Source organism: Patulibacter minatonensis DSM 18081 (genome assembly GCF_000519325.1).
Taxonomy (GTDB): Bacteria; Actinomycetota; Thermoleophilia; order Solirubrobacterales; family Solirubrobacteraceae; genus Patulibacter; species Patulibacter minatonensis.
The window spans coordinates 130,401-145,530 of the sequence record NZ_KI912613.1 but is presented as its reverse complement, the minus strand read 5'-3'; the positions used below and the strand labels follow the sequence as shown (position 1 = coordinate 145,530).

Annotated in this window: 15 protein-coding genes; 6 read left to right on the top strand and 9 right to left on the bottom strand. The window is 74.5% G+C overall.

Annotation, left to right across the window (positions count from 1 at the left end):
• Window positions 1-50: 50 nt before the first annotated feature.
• Window positions 51-1,598 carry an MFS transporter gene (locus tag PATMI_RS26275; RefSeq protein WP_157260546.1) on the bottom strand — a complete coding sequence of 516 codons (1,548 nt, stop codon included), beginning with the start codon at window positions 1,596-1,598 and terminating at the stop codon, window positions 51-53.
• Between the two features lie 138 nt (window positions 1,599-1,736).
• Here PATMI_RS26275 and PATMI_RS0100775 point away from each other — a divergent pair, with 138 nt between their 5' ends.
• Window positions 1,737-2,330 carry a TetR/AcrR family transcriptional regulator gene (locus PATMI_RS0100775; protein ID WP_026909474.1) on the top strand — a complete coding sequence of 198 codons (594 nt, stop codon included), beginning with the start codon at window positions 1,737-1,739 and terminating at the stop codon, window positions 2,328-2,330.
• Window positions 2,331-2,373: 43 nt separating this feature from the next.
• Here the strand turns inward: PATMI_RS0100775 and PATMI_RS0100770 are convergent, their stop codons facing one another.
• The 3 genes from PATMI_RS0100770 to PATMI_RS0100760 form a co-directional block, all read right to left on the bottom strand.
• On the bottom strand, window positions 2,374-2,781 hold the full coding sequence (locus tag PATMI_RS0100770) for a VOC family protein (protein WP_026909473.1): 408 nt from the start codon (window positions 2,779-2,781) through the stop codon (window positions 2,374-2,376).
• 287 nt (window positions 2,782-3,068) lie between these two features.
• Window positions 3,069-3,998 (bottom strand): DMT family transporter, encoded by a 930-nt coding sequence (locus tag PATMI_RS26270; protein WP_051470897.1) that lies wholly within the window; start codon window positions 3,996-3,998, stop codon window positions 3,069-3,071.
• Between the two features lie 193 nt (window positions 3,999-4,191).
• Window positions 4,192-5,082 (bottom strand): oxidoreductase, encoded by an 891-nt coding sequence (locus PATMI_RS0100760; protein ID WP_026909472.1) that lies wholly within the window; start codon window positions 5,080-5,082, stop codon window positions 4,192-4,194.
• A gap of 49 nt (window positions 5,083-5,131) precedes the next feature.
• Between PATMI_RS0100760 and PATMI_RS26265 the strand changes: the two genes are divergently transcribed.
• On the top strand, window positions 5,132-6,022 hold the full coding sequence (locus PATMI_RS26265) for a helix-turn-helix transcriptional regulator (protein WP_169738303.1): 891 nt from the start codon (window positions 5,132-5,134) through the stop codon (window positions 6,020-6,022).
• Here the strand turns inward: PATMI_RS26265 and PATMI_RS0100750 are convergent.
• The gene (locus PATMI_RS0100750; RefSeq protein ID WP_026909471.1) at window positions 6,001-6,402 is read right to left on the bottom strand and encodes a hypothetical protein; all 402 of its coding nucleotides are present in this window, start codon (window positions 6,400-6,402) and stop codon (window positions 6,001-6,003) included. The two genes, PATMI_RS26265 and PATMI_RS0100750, sit on opposite strands and share 22 nt — an antisense overlap.
• 207 nt (window positions 6,403-6,609) lie before the next feature.
• On the bottom strand, window positions 6,610-6,984 hold the full coding sequence (locus PATMI_RS0100745; RefSeq protein ID WP_026909470.1) for a DoxX family protein: 375 nt from the start codon (window positions 6,982-6,984) through the stop codon (window positions 6,610-6,612).
• Window positions 6,985-7,140: 156 nt separating this feature from the next.
• Between PATMI_RS0100745 and PATMI_RS0100740 the strand changes: the two genes are divergently transcribed.
• Window positions 7,141-8,079, top strand: a complete 939-nt coding sequence (locus PATMI_RS0100740; RefSeq protein ID WP_026909469.1) for an NADP-dependent oxidoreductase — start codon at window positions 7,141-7,143, stop codon at window positions 8,077-8,079.
• 66 nt (window positions 8,080-8,145) lie between these two features.
• Here PATMI_RS0100740 and PATMI_RS0100735 read toward each other — a convergent pair whose 3' ends face one another.
• The 3 genes from PATMI_RS0100735 to PATMI_RS0100725 form a co-directional block, all read right to left on the bottom strand.
• A complete protein-coding gene (locus PATMI_RS0100735; RefSeq protein ID WP_026909468.1) occupies window positions 8,146-8,742 on the bottom strand; it encodes a hypothetical protein in 597 nt (198 codons plus the stop codon).
• 151 nt (window positions 8,743-8,893) lie between these two features.
• Window positions 8,894-11,239, bottom strand: a complete 2,346-nt coding sequence (locus tag PATMI_RS26260; RefSeq protein WP_051470895.1) for a molybdopterin-dependent oxidoreductase — start codon at window positions 11,237-11,239, stop codon at window positions 8,894-8,896.
• A gap of 118 nt (window positions 11,240-11,357) precedes the next feature.
• A complete protein-coding gene (locus PATMI_RS0100725) occupies window positions 11,358-12,380 on the bottom strand; it encodes a hypothetical protein (protein WP_026909467.1) in 1,023 nt (340 codons plus the stop codon).
• Between the two features lie 198 nt (window positions 12,381-12,578).
• Between PATMI_RS0100725 and PATMI_RS0100720 the strand changes: the two genes are divergently transcribed.
• The 3 genes from PATMI_RS0100720 (at window position 12,579) to PATMI_RS0100710 (ending at window position 14,378) form a co-directional block, all read left to right on the top strand.
• Entirely contained in the window at window positions 12,579-13,154 is a 576-nt protein-coding gene (locus PATMI_RS0100720; protein WP_026909466.1) for a TetR/AcrR family transcriptional regulator, read from the top strand.
• A 24-nt stretch (window positions 13,155-13,178) separates the two neighbouring features.
• Window positions 13,179-13,676, top strand: a complete 498-nt coding sequence (locus tag PATMI_RS26255) for a PPOX class F420-dependent oxidoreductase (protein WP_036725053.1) — start codon at window positions 13,179-13,181, stop codon at window positions 13,674-13,676.
• 168 nt (window positions 13,677-13,844) lie between these two features.
• Window positions 13,845-14,378 carry a PaaI family thioesterase gene (locus PATMI_RS0100710; protein ID WP_026909465.1) on the top strand — a complete coding sequence of 178 codons (534 nt, stop codon included), beginning with the start codon at window positions 13,845-13,847 and terminating at the stop codon, window positions 14,376-14,378.
• The last annotated feature ends 752 nt before the right edge of the window (window positions 14,379-15,130 follow it).

The window sequence follows — 15,130 nt, the reverse complement described above, 5'->3', positions numbered from 1 at the left end:
GGGGGTCGGTGACCGCTTCTTCGAGGTCGGGGACCCCTGACGTCCGGCCCTCAGCGTCCTCTCGCCCCGCCCCCGGGTGCGCCAGCGGCTACAGCACCACGATCACCGCCCCGACCAGCTCGACGCCGGCCGCCACCACCGCACCCGGCCTGCAGGCCGTCGAGGTAGCCGCCGCGCGCCCTCACGACGAGCGCGGAGGCGGGCCCCCCGTCCCCGCTCGCCGCGAGCCGCGCGGCCGCCCCGAGCGCCGAGCCGATCGACTCGCGGGCGGGCTCGAGGACCGCCGCGGGGAGCCGGTCGCCCTCGAACGCCTCGCGGTAGAGCGACAGCGAGACGCTGCCGATCACGGCGACGCCGAGCGTCCCGCCGAGCTCGCGCGTCGCGTCGTTGACGGCCGAGCCGACGCCCGCCTTCTCGGCCGGGACGACGCCCATGATCGCCTCGGTCGCCGGCGCCGACGTCAGGCCGAGCCCGCTGCCCATCAGGACCATCTGGCCCGCGATCACGAGGTAGTCGGTGGTGCCGCTGGCCGTCGACGTCCACGCGAACCCGGCCGCGAGCAGCCCGAGGCCCCCGGCGACGACGAGCTTCGTGCCGACCGCCACCGCCAGCCGCGAGCCGACGATCGACGTGATCCCCACGCAGAGCGCGAACGGCAGGATCCGCAGCCCCGACTCGAACGGCCCGTAGTCCTTCACGAACTGGAAGTACTGGGTCACGAGGAAGATGAACCCGAACATCGCGAAGAACGCGAACGTGATCGACGCGCTGGCGGCGGTGAAGCGCAGGTTCGTGAAGATCCGGACGTCGAGCATCGGGTGCTCGTGGGCGCGCTCCCACAGCGTGAAGACGACGAGCACGAGGACCGCACCGGCGAGACCGCCGAGCGTCGCCGTCGACGTCCAGCCGTGGGCGGGCGCCTCGATCAGCGTGTAGACGAGCAGCCCGAGGCCGAGCGTCGAGAGCGCGATCCCGCCGACGTCGGGCGGCGGCGTCGCCGGGTCGCGGGACTCCGGGATCCGCCAGACCGTGCCGAGCAGCGCGAGGACCGCGACCGCGCCGGGGAACACGAGCGTGCTGTTCCACGACACGTGCTCGACGAGGAACCCGCCGACGACGGGACCCGCCGCGATCGCCAGGCCGGTCGTCGCGCCCCAGATGCCGATGGCCTTGGCCCGGCGCCGGCGGTCGGTGAAGAGGTTCGAGAGGATCGACAGCGTCACCGGGAAGATCAGCGCGGCACCGACGCCCGCCGCGGCACGCCAGGCGATCAGGGCGTCCGGCGATCCGGCGGTCGCCCCGCCGAAGGACGCGACCGCGAACAGCGCCAGGCCGACGACCAGCGCGCGCTTCCGGCCGTAGCGGTCCGACAGGCTGCCGCCGGCGAGGACGAGCGCGGCGAACACGAGGTTGAACGCGTCGACGATCCACAGCAGGTCCTCGGTCGACGCGCCGAGGTCCTCCGTGAGTCGCGGCAGCGTGATGTTCACGATCGTCGTCGAGACGTTGATCACGAAGACCGCGGCGCAGAGGATCGCCAACGCTACCCGCTCGCGACCCGTGAACCCGGTGGGGGACGTCGTCGCGGTGCGTGTCATCGGAGAGGTTCTACGCCGACGATGTGACAGTGTCAAGTGCGTATGGTCACGAAACTCGAGCGCGGGACCCTGCGGGCGCGCGTCACGGGCACCGGGCGATCCGCGGAGCCGGTCCGCGGGGGCCGCCATGATGGGGTCATGTCCTCCCCGCCCCGCGAGCTGCGGCACGTGCTCGTCGACGCCGCCGAGGCCGAGGTCGCCGAGGCCGGGATCGGCGAGGTCAGCCTGCGGGCGATCGCGCGGCGGGCCGGCGTGTCCCACCAGGCGCCGGGCCACGTCTTCCGGGATCGTGCGGGGCTCTTCACGGCGCTGGCGGAGCGGGTCTATGGCGAGCTGGCCGACGCCCTCGAGGCAGCGAGGGCGGGGGCTGGCGACGACGCGGCGGCGGCCCTCGCGGCGTGCGGCGTCGCGTACGTGGCGTTCGCCCAGGAGCGCGGCGCGGTCTTCTCGGTGATCGTCCGCCCCGAGCTCTGGAACGCCGACGACCCGGGCCTCGCCGCCGCCCGGGCGCGCGCGTGGGCGGTGCTCGAGCGCTCCGTCGCCGGCGCGCAGGACACCGGCTGGGCGGCGGGCGTCGACCGCCGCACGATGATGCTGCTCTGCATCTCGATGGTCCACGGCCTCGCCTCCCTGGCCCGCGACGGCGTCCTCGCCGTCGACGAGCCGGGGGCGACGGCCGACGACGTCGCCCGGCGGATCACGGGTGCGCTGGCGGTGCTCGGCGCGGGCTGAGCCCGACGTGGTCGTGGTTCGGCCGCGAGGGCCGGTCGTCGCCTCAGCGCGTCGGCTGCCCGAGCGCGAGCAGGTTGCCCTCGCTGTCGAAGAAGAACGCGCCGAGCTCGCCCGTGCCCTTGCTCGGGTAGTTGCCGGGCACGGTCACGACCTGGTCGGTGACGTCGAGGTCGCCGAGCTCGAACGTCGCGAGCTCCAGGCCGCGGCCCCGGAGCTCGGCGACCGCAGCGCGCAGGTCGTCGACCTCGAACCCCATCTGGGTCGACGCGCCGGACGCGGAACCCGAGGACGCGAAGAGGTGGAACTCCGTCGCGCCGCAGACGTACCGGAGGCCGCCCTCCCGCTCCTCGACCGGCTCCAGTCCGAGGCGGTCGCGGTAGAAGGCCCGGGCGCGTTCCAGGTCCTGGGCGGGCAGCTTGGTCACGGCGCGGGCGTTGTGCAGCGCGGACATGGGGGAGACCTCCGGGTCGGGGGCGGGTTCGGGGGCTCGGACCGCCGAGGGCCCACGAACTCATCGGTGGCGACCACCAGCAGGCCACCCCGGGCCGTGCGCGCGTGGTGCAGTGCCGGCCGCCCGACCGATGCGCCGATGGACGGTGGGACGGGCCGTGCGCGCATCACCCCGTGTCGGCCGCCCGACCGATGCGCCGAAGGACCGTCGGACGGGCGATTCGCGCATCACCCCGTGCCGACGTCCGACCGATGCGCCGATGGACGGGAGGACGGGCTATCCGCGCATCACCCCCCGCCGACGCCCGTCCCGGTCCGCCGCCGCAGGCGCCCGCCCGTCGACAGCCACGAGCCGACGAGGATCAGCACGAGCCCGACGCCCGCGCCGACGCCGACCGCCTCGTCTAGCGCGATCACGCCGAGGCCGGTGGCGAACACCGGGGCGACGTACGTGACGATGCTGGCGCGTCCCGGGCCGACCCCGGCCACGAGCCGCCCGTAGGCGACGAACGCGGCGGCGGTGCAGAACAGGCCGAGCACGACGATCGCGACGAGGCCGTCGCCCGAGGGGACGCCGTCCGGTGGGTGGGCGATCGCGAGGGGGAGGAGGACGACCGAGCCGAGCATCGTCGCGCCGGCCATCGTCGCGCGGGTGTCGACATCGGCGAGCTTCAGCGTGAGCACCATCGGGCCGAGCGCGTAGCCGAGCGTCGCCACGAGGATGGCGCCGGCGCCGACGAGCTCGCGGCCGCTGCCCGCGACGTCCAGGCCGACGAGCGCGACCACGCCGCCGAGCCCGACGACCAGGCCGACGAGGCGCGAGCCGGTCATCCGCTCGCCGGGGACGAGCTTCAGCGCGATGATCGCCACGAAGCTCGGTGCGGCGGCGATCAGGATCGCGGTCAGCGACGAGCTGACGCGCTGCTCGCCGAACCCGATCAGCGGGAACGGGACGCAGATTTCGAGCATCGCGTAGACCGCGATCCACCGCGACCGCCCGCGGACCTGCCCGAGCACGCCCGACGCCCGCGAGATCAGGGCGAGGACGACGGCGGCGACGAGCACCCGCGACCACGCGAGGAACCCGGGCGACAGGCCGTCGTCGACCGCGATCTTGATGAACGCGTACGGGATCCCCCACAGCACGGCGACCGTCACGAAGAGCGCCCACACGCGGGGGCTCATGGCGCGGTCGCGCGCTGCGGTGTCCGGGGCCACCGGTCGATGATCGCGGGCGCAGGGCGCCGGAGGGGTGTGGACGGCGTCGGCAGGTGACGACGGGAGCTGCCGCTGCGGGTTCCTGCCGTGGGGCGGCAGGTTCCCGCAGCGCTGCCGCCGGCGGGGCCGCCGGCTGCAGGTCCCTGCCGTGGGGCCGCAGGTTCCTGCAGCGCGCCCGCCGCGGGACGGCTCCTCACCCCATCGGGTTCCCGACCTCCTGCACCTGCCCGAGCGCCTCGAGGTCGTCGGCGTCGAGGACGAGGTCGGCGGCCGCCAGGTTCTCCTCGAGGTGCGCGACGGAGCTCGTGCCCGCGATGAGCAGCACGCGCTCGTCGCGCGCCAGGAGCCACGCGAGGGCGACCTGGGTGGCGGTCGCGCCGTGCTTCTCGGCGACGGCGCTGATCCGCGGGTCGGCGGCGAGCTTCGTCGGGCCCCCGTTGAAGGCGGAGCCGAGCGGGAAGTACGGGACGAACGCGATCCCGGCCTCGATGCAGCGCTGGAGGACGTCCTCGCCGGTGCGGTCGAGGATCGAGTACGCGTTCTGGACGCACGCGACGTCGGTGAGCGCGAGCGCCTGGTCGAGCTCGTCCAGGGTGACGGTGCTGACGCCGATCAGGTCGAGCTTGCCCTCCTGCCGCAGGTCCGCGAGCTCGCCGAGCTGCTCGGCGATCGGCACCTGCGGGGTGTCGGCGCCGTCGTCGCCGTGGAGCCGCAGGTTGACGAGGTCCATCCGCTCGACGCCGAGCGAGCGCAGGTTGTCCTCGACGCCGGCGCGCAGCTCGGCCGGGGTCTGGGCGGGCAGCCAGGCGCCTACGTCGTCGCGGCGCGCGCCGACCTTCGTGACGAGCCGCAGGCCGTCGGGGTAGGGGTGGAGGGTCTCGCGGATCAGGTCGTTGACGACGTCGGGGCCGTAGAACTGGGCGGTGTCGACGTGGTCGACGCCGAGCTCGACCGCGCGGCGGAGGACGGCGCGGGCGGCGTCGGGGTCGCGGGGCGGGCCGAGGACGCCGGGGCCGGCGAGCTGCATCGCGCCGAAGCCCATCCGGTTCACGCGCTTGTCGCCGAGGAAGCTGTGCTGGGTCATGGAGACAGCGTGCGCCCCGGGAGCGGCTGCGACAATGAGCGGGCGCATCATGGGAGTGCCACCACCACCCACGGAGACGCGCGCCGAGGCGCCGTCCCGCCACGCCGAGCTCGGCGAGTTCCTGCGGCTGCACCGCGAGGCCACGACGCCCGCGAGCGTCGGTCTCGAGGTCGTCGGCCGGCGCCGCACGCCCGGCCTGCGCCGCGAGGAGGTCTCGCAGCTCGCCGGGGTCGGCCTCTCCTGGTACACGTGGCTCGAGCAGGGCCGCGACGTCACGCCGTCGGCCGGCGTCCTCGACGCGCTCGCCCGCGTCCTCGACCTGCGGGTCGCCGAGCGCGCGCACCTCTTCCACCTCTCCGGCGTCGCGGTGCCGACGGCCGACGGCGCGTACCCGACCGAGGCGCCCGTGCACCTGGCGGCGATCGTCGAGGGGCTCGAGCCGTACCCGGCCTACCTGCTCGGCCCGCGGATGGACGTCCTCGCCTGGAACGCCGCCGCGACCCGGCTGCTCGGCACGCCGACCGCGGCGCCGGACGGGACCACGAACCTGCTCTGGTGGATGTTCACCGCCGACGGCGCGGACGATCGCGGCCCGCAGTGGCACGCGACGGCCCGCAGCAACGTCGCCCGCTTCCGCGCCCAGCACGCGCGCCGGTACGACGATCCGCGCTTCCGGGAGCTCCTCGACGCGCTGCTCGACGTGAGCCCCGCGTTCCGCGAGCTGTGGCCGCGGCACGAGGTCCTCGCCGACCAGGTCGGGACGAAGGTCATCGAGCGCGACGACCTGGGCCGCCTCGAGATCTACCACCTGCAGTCGGTGCCGACGAGCGACCCCGACCTGCGGCTGACGCAGTTCGTCCCCGCCGACGACGCGACGCGGGCGACGTTCGCGCGGCTGTCCGCGGAGGCCGCGTCGGCTCAGGCGCCGGCCGGACGCTGACGGTCGTCCTGCGGACGCCAGCCCGCGCGGCGCCCGGCGTCCTCGACCCGGCGGCGGCTCTCGAGGACCGCGTCCTGCGCCTCCTGGATGTCCGTCGTGCAGCGCGCCAGGACCGCGGCGAGCGCGGACGGCAGCGCACCCGGCTCGGAGTCGCGCAGCGCCTCGCCGGTCTCGTTCAGCGCCGCGATCACGTCGAGCAGGCGGTCGGCGACCGGCTCGGTGTCCGGCTGGCCCTGGGCGGCCAGGTCGGCGAGCTCCTGCCGGTACTGCTCGAGCGCGGGGAGCGGCTCGGCGTCGATCCAGTCGGCGAGCGCGGCGGCATCGGCCTCGGGCGCCGCATCGGCATCGGGGAGGTTCACGTGGCGTTCGGCGCGGGGCATGGGACGGCCGTTCCAGGAGGAACGTGGGATCGACAGTAGCGCCGGCGGGGGCGTCCGTGCCCGAGCGTACGCAGCATGGTTGCGAAATTTCGCGGCGTCCGACCCCGGCGGTGTCCGGCGGCCCGCCGCGTGCACGGGCACCGCCTCGGTACGACCGTCGCTCGTCCGTCCCGGCACCCGGGGCGGACGGCGGAGCGCTCCCCGCGTTCAGCGTCCGGACGCGGCGACGGCGAGCAGGCCGCCGAGTGTCCCGACGTTCGTGACGAACGCCTGGCGCTTCATGCGGCGCGGCTTCTCCTCGGTGTCCCGCCAGAAGCCGTGGAGCGTGTACGTCAGGCCCGTCAGGCACCCGGCGAGTGCCACGGCGCTGGTCCGCGGAGCGACGCCCAGCGCCATCGAGGTGCCCGCGGCCATCATCACCACGGACGTCGCCGGGACGACGCGGTCGGCGGCGGGGATGCCGGCCTTCTCGGACATCCCGATCAGGCCCTTCGGGCTCTTCAGCGCCTGCAACCCGCCGGTCACGAACCCGTAGGCGAGCATCGGTCGGGCGACGACGGTGACGGCGTTCTGGACGGTCATCCGTCCACTGTGACGGGTCGGCGGGCGGGATCGTGGGCCGGCGCCGGTGGACCGCGCACGCACACGAGGCTCCGCGGACGGTGTGACAGGGTCCCTGGTCCGGCCTGCGCCGACGGGTATCCGTTGGGTGCAGCACCCCGAACCGAGAGGACCCAGATGCAGGCGATCGTCGTCACCGAGGCCGGAGGACCCGAGGTCCTCGTCCCGCAGGACCGGCCGGACCCCGAGCCCGGACCGGGGCAGGTCGTGGTGCGGATGGCGGCCGCGAACATCAACCCGACCGACGTCGGTGCCCGGCAGGGCCTGTACCCGCCGGGCTTCGGCATCGAGGGCCCGCCGTACGTGCTCGGCTGGGACCTCGCGGGGACCGTGGTCGCCGTCGGGGAGGGCGTCGCCGACGGCCCGGCCGGGATCGGGCCGTTCGGGCCGGGCGACGAGGTGGTCGGGATGATCCCCTGGTACGCCGCCGGCGCGGCCTACGGCGCCTACCAGGAGCTCGTCCTGCTCGAGGCCCGCTGGCTCGTCCGCCGACCTGAGGCGCTCTCGGCCGTCGACGCCGCGACGATCCCGTTGAACGCGCTCACCGCCGAGCAGGCGATCGGCGTGCTCGGGGCGCCCGAGGGCGCGGAGCTCCTGATCACCGGCGCGTCCGGCGCGGTCGGCTCGTTCGCCGTGCAGCTCGCCGTCGCGCAGGGGTTCCGCGTGGTCGCGCAGGCGGGGACGGGCGACGACGCGTGGGTGGAGGACCTCGGGGCCGCACGCGTGCTCTCCCGGGACGCGGACCTCGCGTCGGCGGGCACCTTCCGGTGGGTCCTCGACATGGTCCCGCTCGGTAGGCACGCGTTCCCGGCGATCGCCGACGGCGGCACCGTGGTGACGACGCGGGTCGTCCGTGCGGAGGCCGGGCGCGGGATCGTCCAGCGCCCGATGCTGATCGAGGAGGACACCGCGGGCCTCGAGCGCCTGGTCGAGGGCGTGGCGACCGGGGGCCTCCGGACGCGCGTCTCGCGCACGATGCCGCTGGCCGACGCGGCGCAGGCACACGCCGTCGTCGAGGAGCCGGGCCGGCACGGCAAGATCGTCCTGGTGCCCTGAACGGCGAGCACCCCGGAGGACCGGGCGCCCGCCGGCGCGGAGGGTGGGCGACCGCCGGACCCGCGGTCACTCGCCCTCGATCGGCTCCACGGAGATCGCGAGCAGCCGCGCGCGGTCGAGGACGTCGTGCGGGACGGTCGCGCGGCTCTCGCGGACCTGCATCGCGGGCCACTCGCAGACCAGGGTCACCGGCCCGGCGTCGGGCCCGGGGACGATCACGACGCTCGTGGTCGTCACCGTCGGGGTGCCGCTGCCGCCGCGCATCCGCCAGGCCAGCGCCGCGGGCCCGTCGTCGGTCTCGTCGGGCTCGACGTCCTCGTCCTCCCACGGCAGGTTCGTGACCGAGCGGCCGTCCTCGTAGACGACGCCCAGGCGCAGGAACTCGTCGGGCAGCGGGCCACGGCGCGCTGCGTCGCGGAGTCCGAGCTGGTCGCGCGCCGCGCCGGGCGGGATGCGCCGGGCGATCGTGTGCCACGTGATCCCGAGCGCGCGCTCGCTGACGGTCAGGGTGGCGATCACGGTGACCAGCGCGGTCGACGCCACGACGACCGGCTCGGGTACCGCACCGGGGACGGTGTGGCCCTCGAACCGTGCGTAGGCGAGCCAGTCCTCGTCGGTGTCGTCGGCCTGCGGCTCGGGCGGTTCGGTCGGGAAGAACCCCATCGGGCGAGAGTACGACCGGCGGCCCGGAACCGGATCACGACGGGGGAATCGGGCGGGGCACGGGGGACGTTCGCGTCGCTCGGCGACGCCGGCGTGCTGCGGTCAGGGCCACCCGACGGCCTCGGTCACCCCGACGACCGGGCCGTCCCGGTCACCCTGCCGGCGCCGACACCGCCGCACGGTCCGCGGCCCGCACCGTCACCGGGATGCCGTTGAGCACGACGGTGCCCGACAGCGGGTCGACCTCGCGGTCGTCGGTGAGGACGTTGGAGTTCGTGCCGGGGCGCAGGCCCGCCACGCCCAGCCGGGCGCCGTCGGCGTCGTGACCCCAGCCGTGGGGGAGGGAGACGACCCCCGGGCGCAGGGCGTCGGTGACCTCCGCGGGCGCGTCGACCGCGCCGGCGCGGGAGGTCACGCGGACCGTCGACCCGTCGGCGATCCCGAGCCGCGTGGCGTCGTCGGGGTGGAGCTGCAGCGTGCAGCGCTCCGGCCCGCCGGTGAGGACCGGGAGGTTGTGCAGCCACGAGTTGTTCGACCGCAGGTGGCGGCGGCCGACGAGGACCAGGGCATCGGGGTCGACCGGGTCCGCGAGCGTCGCCTCGAGGCGCGGGAGATCCGCGAGGAATTCCTCGGGCGCCAGCTCGATGGACCCGCTCGGCGTGCGCAGCGCGTCGGGCAGCGACGGCCGGAGCGGTCCCAGGTCGACGCCGTGCGGCGCGGCCTCGAGCGCGGCGAGCGTGAGCCCGTGCGCCCGGATCGCGGCGAGGACCGAGTCGACGTCGCCCGGCGCGGCGTCCGTCCCCGGCACCCAGCCGTCGGCGACCCCACGACCGTAGGGACCGGCGCGCAGCATCAGGTCGACGAGCCGGGCCGGCCCGACCCGCGGCGCGCCGTGGGCGTCGACGAGGCGCGCGACGACGTCCTCCGGATCGGCGCCGGCGAGCGGGGAGTGCTCGTCGCCGGACTCGCGGCGCGCGGCCTCGACGGCGACGTACCGGTCGATCATGGCGGTGTCGACATTCGGCCCTTGGCCGGTGACGACGCCGAGCAGGCGCAGCAAGATCTCCCACTCGTCCGGGGCGTCCTCGTCGCGGGGCAGGACGGCGGGCGACCAGTTGGCGACGTTCCGCACCGCCAGGCGGGTGAAGACGACGTCGAAGTGGTCGCGCTCCAGCGCCGACGGCGGGGGCAGGACGACGTGCGCGTGGCGGGTCGTCTCGTTCCGGTAGATGTCGACGCAGATCAGCGCGTCGAGCCCGGCGAGCGCGGCCTCGAGGCGGCCGGAGTCCGGGGCGGAGCGGGCGGGGTTCCCGCCGACGGTGATCAGCGCGCGGACCTGTCCGTCCCCGGGGGTCTCGATCTCCTCCGTCAGCGCGGCCGTCGGCAGCTCGCCCATGGCCTCGGGCAGCCCGCGCACGCGGCTGGTCCAGCGGCCGGTCCGCATCCCGCGGCCGTGGCCGGGCGCGCCCCGCGTGTGCTGGGTGCCGATCGCCGGCGTCGTCAGGAGCGCGCCGCCCTCGCGGTCGAGGTTGCCGGTCAGGACGTTCAGCACGTCGACGAGCCACGAGGTGACCGTGCCGAACGGGACCGTGCACGTCCCGAGCCGGCCGTAGACCGCGGCGGTCGGGGCGTCGGAGAGCTCGCGGGCGAGGCGCCGGATGTCGGGGGCCGCCACGCCGCAGTGCTCCGCGACGCGCTCGGGCGAGAACGGCTCGGCCGCGGCGCGGACCTCCTCGACGCCGGCGGTGAACGCGCCCAGCCGGCCGAGCGCCACGCGCTCCTCGGCGAACAGCACGTGGACCATCGCGAGCAGCAGCAGCGCGTCGCCGCCGGGACGGATCCGCACGTGCTCGTCGGCCTCCTCCGCCGTCCGCGAGCGTCGGGGGTCGACGACGACGACACGACCACCGCGGGCGCGGATCGCGCGCAGCCGTCCGCGGGCGTTCGGGGCGGTCATCAGGCTGCCGTTGGACGCCAGCGGGTTCGCGCCGAGGACGAGCAGGTGGTCGGTCCGGTCGAGGTCGGGGATCGGCACCGACAGGGCCGTCCCGAACATCTTCCCGACGCTCACGTGCTTCGGCATCTGGTCGAGGGTCGAGGCGGAGAAGACGTTCCTGGACCGCAGGGCCTTGGCGAGCAGCGGCGCGTAGAGCGTCGCCCCCGGCGAGTGCGCGACCGGGTTGCCGAGGTACAGCGCGCATGCGTCGCGGCCGTGGTCGTCGAGGAGCGGCACGAGCAGTCGCTGCACCTCGGCGAACGCCTCGTCCCACGTGCACTCGACGAGCCGGTCGCCGCGGCGCACCAGCGGCGCGCGCAGCCGGTCGGGGTCCTCGTGGAGCTCGCCGAGCGCCACGCCCTTGGGGCACAGGAACCCGTGGGAGAACACGTCGCGCCGGTCGCCGCGCACCTTCGTCGGCCGGTCGTCCTGCACCGTGACCTCGAGCCCGCAGGTGGCCTCGCAGAGCGGGCAGGTCCGGAACGCGGTGCGGGTGCTCATGGTGGTCCTCCGGCGCCGCGGGGGTGAGGGTGCGGTCCGCGGCGCGCGCCAGCCTACTCCGGGTAGCGCGGGCCGTCCACGGGGACGGCCGAAGGTCCGGCCCCCCGCGCCCGCGCCGCTAGAGGATGCTGCCCAGCACGTAGTCGAACGTGGCGCGCTTCTGGCCGCGCGGGTCGAGCAGGCCCGAGTCCCAGGAACCGTTGCGGGAGCCCGGCGTCCAGGACGCGTTGGGCTCCGACTGCAGCTGGTAGACGTAGACCCGCTGGATCTGCGACTTGTACTTCGACGCGATCGTCTTCAGGTACTTCGTGCCGGACAGCTGGTACTTGCTGCGGGCGGCGTCGCTCGTCGCCTTCTTCTTCTGGGCGAGGAACGGGTTCGACTTCTCCGACGACGCCTTGCGGGCGTAGACGCCGCCGGACTCCGTGATCCAGACCTTCGAGCCCTTCACCGCGCTGGAGCGCAGGAAGCGGGCGGTGTCGGTCGACCGGCCGTCGTTGACGTCGTTGTAGTTGTTCAGGCCCCAGAGCTTCACGGCGGAGCCCGCACCCTTGCGCACCCGCGCGGCGTAGTTCCCGGCCTCCGACCCCGAGGTCAGGTGCAGGTCGCCGCCGAGCACGCGGCAGCCGCTGCAGTTCTTGACGACCTCCTTGTAGATCCGGCCGAGCGCCTCGGGCTTCGTCTTGAACGCACCGGTGAGGTTCGGCTCGTTGAAGATCGAGAAGTCCTTCACGAACGGGTACGCCTTGCGGAAGCGCTTGAACTCCGTCATGTACGCCGACGTCGAGATCGTGCGCTTCAGCGACGAGCTGTTCGACGCGGTCACCCAGAACGTCACGAGCGGGCGGACGTTCGCGGCCTGCGCGGCCTTCAGCCAGGTGTCGGCCTGCTCGGCGTAGAACTTCCGCGAGGCGTCGTTCTTGTACTTCAGCGCGTCGAAGCGCATGACGTACCGCGCGGAGGTCATCCCCGCGTCGCGCAGCTCCAGGAACGAGCTGTTCGTGAACGTCTGCGGCTTCTGGTCCGCGATCCCCCACGTGGTCGCGCCGGCGGGCGCGGCCAGGGCGGCGGTGGACAGCAGCGCGAGGCCGGATGCGGCGAGCAGGCGGCCGGTGCGCAGGGATGATCGGCGGAGGGTCATGCGGGTCCTCGGGGCTCGGGTGGGCTGGGGTGCGACGTCGGGCGGGGGACCCGCGGCGATCATGCCTTGTGGCGCGGCGCCGCGCGCCGCATGGGACGGATGACCCGCGGCGCGAAGCCCCGTCTAGGACGTCCCGGGGAGCAGGTCGCCGGGCCGGGCGATCCGCACGATCAGCATGACGTGCGTCATACTCCAACCATGGCCGTGTCGGGATCGCGTTCGAAGATGATCCAGAGCGCCGCGGTCCTGATGCAGCAGCACGGCGTCGAGGCGACGTCGTTCCGTCGGGTCCTCGAGCACTCGGGTGCGCCCCGCGGCTCGATCTACTTCCACTTCCCCGACGGCAAGGCGCAGCTCGTCACCGAGGCCACGCGCTACGCCGGGGACTTCATCGCCGCCGGCCTCGTCGCCGCCCTGGAGCAGGGCGACCTGACCACCGCGCTCGAGACGTTCGTCGCCACGTGGCGGTCGATCCTCGAGCAGAGCGACTTCGCCGCCGGCTGCCCGGTCGTCGCCGCGACGCTCGAGGGTGCCCGGATGGCCGACGCGGTCGACGTCGCCGGCGCGGCATTCGCGGCGTGGGAGCGCCTGATCGCCGACGGGCTGGAGCGCCGCGGCGTCGATCCGGTGCGCGCCGCGTCGCTCGCGACGATCTCGATCGCGGCGATCGAGGGCGCGGTCGTCCTCGGACGGGCGCAGCGGTCGAGCGCCCCGTTGATCCGCGTCGCCACCGAGCTGCGGCACCTGATGTCCACCGTCGACGTCGCCGCGTAGCCCACCGAGCACCGAGGTCCGAGCATGTCCCCGAACACCGCAGGTCAGAGGTTCCGTCCGGTGATCCGGATCGGCAAGAGGCTGATGGACGGCGCCCGGTCGAAGCGCGCGTCCGGCGTCCTCGCCGACGACGCGCGCGCCGAGGGGTTCGACGTCCTCGCCGGGCACACCCACGCGCTGCTCGTCACGTACAAGCGCGACGGCACCGGGGTCCCGACGCCGGTCTGGTTCGCACGCGACGACGACCGCGTCTACGTCTGGACCGAGATCAACGCCTTCAAGGCCAAGCGCCTGCGTCGCGACCCCCGGGCGCTCCTCGCCCCGTGCGGTCCGACCGGCGCGCCGCAGGGCCCGGCGGTGGCGGCGCGCGGGCGCGTGCTGGAGGACCCGCAGGAACGGGAGCGCGCGGCGACCGTCGTCCGGTCGCAGTGGGGCTTCGGGCGCCGGCTGTTCGAGCTGGTCTCGCGGACGGTCACCGACGTCCACTACCTCGCGTTCGAGGTCGCCGACGACGACGCCTGAGGTCCGCCGGTCAGGTCAGGTCGGCAGCGGACCGTGTCGTCGGTGCCGGAGGCGGGGCCGCCCGGTCCGTCGCGACGGCCCGGCATATGACGGACGACATAGTAGAGTCCCGCGTTCGGGCTATGAGGAGCGTCATAGCCGCCCGTCGCCGACCGAACGAGGTTCGTCATGAGTGCTGAAGCCACACCGCCGCAGGTGGGCGACCCGTCGACCTGGGGGCCCGAGCGGTCCAAGACCATCACGTGGCACGACCCCGGTCCGACCGCCGCCGTCGGGCTGCAGCTCAGCGGCCTCGCCTACCTGCGGGCCATGGGCGACGGCGGTCTGCCGTCGTCACCGATCGCGAAGCTCATCAACCTCGAGGGCGTCGACGTCCAGCCGGGGGAGATCACGTTCCGCTGCGTCCCGGACGAGTCGACCTACAACCCGCTGGGCATCGTCCACGGCGGACTGATCTGCACCGCCCTGGACTCGGCGGCCGGGTGCGCGGTCCACACCACGCTGCCCGCCGGCGTGGGCTACACGTCGACCGAGATCAAGGTCAACTACATGCGCCCCGTCACGGGCGGCACCGAGCTCCGCATCCGCGGCTGGGTCACGAAGCCGGGCCGACGCATCGCCTTCGCGGAGGCCGAGATCCGCGACCCTGACGGCAAGCTCGTCGCCAACGCGACGTCGACGCTGCTGATCATGGGCGGGTGAGGGGCGGTTCCGGTGATGCGATGGCCGGTGCAGACCAGTCGTGGCCGGTGTTCGCTGACGAAGGCGTTGGGCCGGCGCCGAGGTCCGGTCAGCCGCTCGGAGTAGGGCCGATGAAGTACCGGGTGCATCTCGGGGCGGCTTCGATCAGGCCGTCGGGCGTCCGGGGGTTCTGCACCCCCGTCAGCGGAGGCGGGGGGCCGAGGCGCTCGAAGTCGGTGCTCGACGCGACGGCGCGATAGGCCCGACCGAGGTCCCGCAGGTATTGCACCGCACCGGGGGGTGTCGGAGCGCAGCGCGCGTTGGAAGTCGGCGAACCGGCGCGGCGCCACGGCAGCTGCGACCTGTCGGGCCTGTCGGGCCTGTCCGTCGAACCGCGTGGCTGCGATGGCCGAGACCGCTGCGGCCCGCCTGTCGTCGTCATCCACGTACCTCCGGGCGGCAGCGACCGCGTCACGTTTGAACCGACGCTCGTCGGCCAACAGCGCGTCGCACGCTTCCCGGAACGTCTGGAAGTAGGCCGCCGTCCGGTCGTCGGACGCGGATCGGGTGCTGGTCGGCGTCGGGTCGTCAGCGCCACAACCCGCCATAGCAGCACGCCACACGCGGCGGCGACCCGGAAGTGCATGACCGCACCGTATCCGGTGGATCCCCGCCGGCGGGGGAAGGGCGCGCCGCTGACGTGCGGCGATAGGCGCTCGGTGCCCGCGCGGCGGCGTAGGCCCGGGGGCCGGCTGCGTGGCCTGTACGCTGCG

Bases quoted from the DNA above. Each gene is read 5' to 3' on its own strand.
- PATMI_RS26275 (WP_157260546.1), bottom strand. From the start codon at position 1,598: ATGACACGCACCGCGACGACGTCCCCCACCGGGTTCACGGGTCGCGAG.
- PATMI_RS0100775 (WP_026909474.1), top strand. From the start codon at position 1,737: ATGTCCTCCCCGCCCCGCGAGCTGCGGCACGTGCTCGTCGACGCCGCC.
- PATMI_RS0100770 (WP_026909473.1), bottom strand. From the start codon at position 2,781: ATGTCCGCGCTGCACAACGCCCGCGCCGTGACCAAGCTGCCCGCCCAG.
- PATMI_RS0100760 (WP_026909472.1), bottom strand. From the start codon at position 5,082: ATGACCCAGCACAGCTTCCTCGGCGACAAGCGCGTGAACCGGATGGGC.
- PATMI_RS26265 (WP_169738303.1), top strand. From the start codon at position 5,132: ATGGGAGTGCCACCACCACCCACGGAGACGCGCGCCGAGGCGCCGTCC.
- PATMI_RS0100750 (WP_026909471.1), bottom strand. From the start codon at position 6,402: ATGCCCCGCGCCGAACGCCACGTGAACCTCCCCGATGCCGATGCGGCG.
- PATMI_RS0100745 (WP_026909470.1), bottom strand. From the start codon at position 6,984: ATGACCGTCCAGAACGCCGTCACCGTCGTCGCCCGACCGATGCTCGCC.
- PATMI_RS0100740 (WP_026909469.1), top strand. From the start codon at position 7,141: ATGCAGGCGATCGTCGTCACCGAGGCCGGAGGACCCGAGGTCCTCGTC.
- PATMI_RS0100735 (WP_026909468.1), bottom strand. From the start codon at position 8,742: ATGGGGTTCTTCCCGACCGAACCGCCCGAGCCGCAGGCCGACGACACC.
- PATMI_RS26260 (WP_051470895.1), bottom strand. From the start codon at position 11,239: ATGAGCACCCGCACCGCGTTCCGGACCTGCCCGCTCTGCGAGGCCACC.
- PATMI_RS0100725 (WP_026909467.1), bottom strand. From the start codon at position 12,380: ATGACCCTCCGCCGATCATCCCTGCGCACCGGCCGCCTGCTCGCCGCA.
- PATMI_RS0100720 (WP_026909466.1), top strand. From the start codon at position 12,579: ATGGCCGTGTCGGGATCGCGTTCGAAGATGATCCAGAGCGCCGCGGTC.
- PATMI_RS26255 (WP_036725053.1), top strand. From the start codon at position 13,179: ATGTCCCCGAACACCGCAGGTCAGAGGTTCCGTCCGGTGATCCGGATC.
- PATMI_RS0100710 (WP_026909465.1), top strand. From the start codon at position 13,845: ATGAGTGCTGAAGCCACACCGCCGCAGGTGGGCGACCCGTCGACCTGG.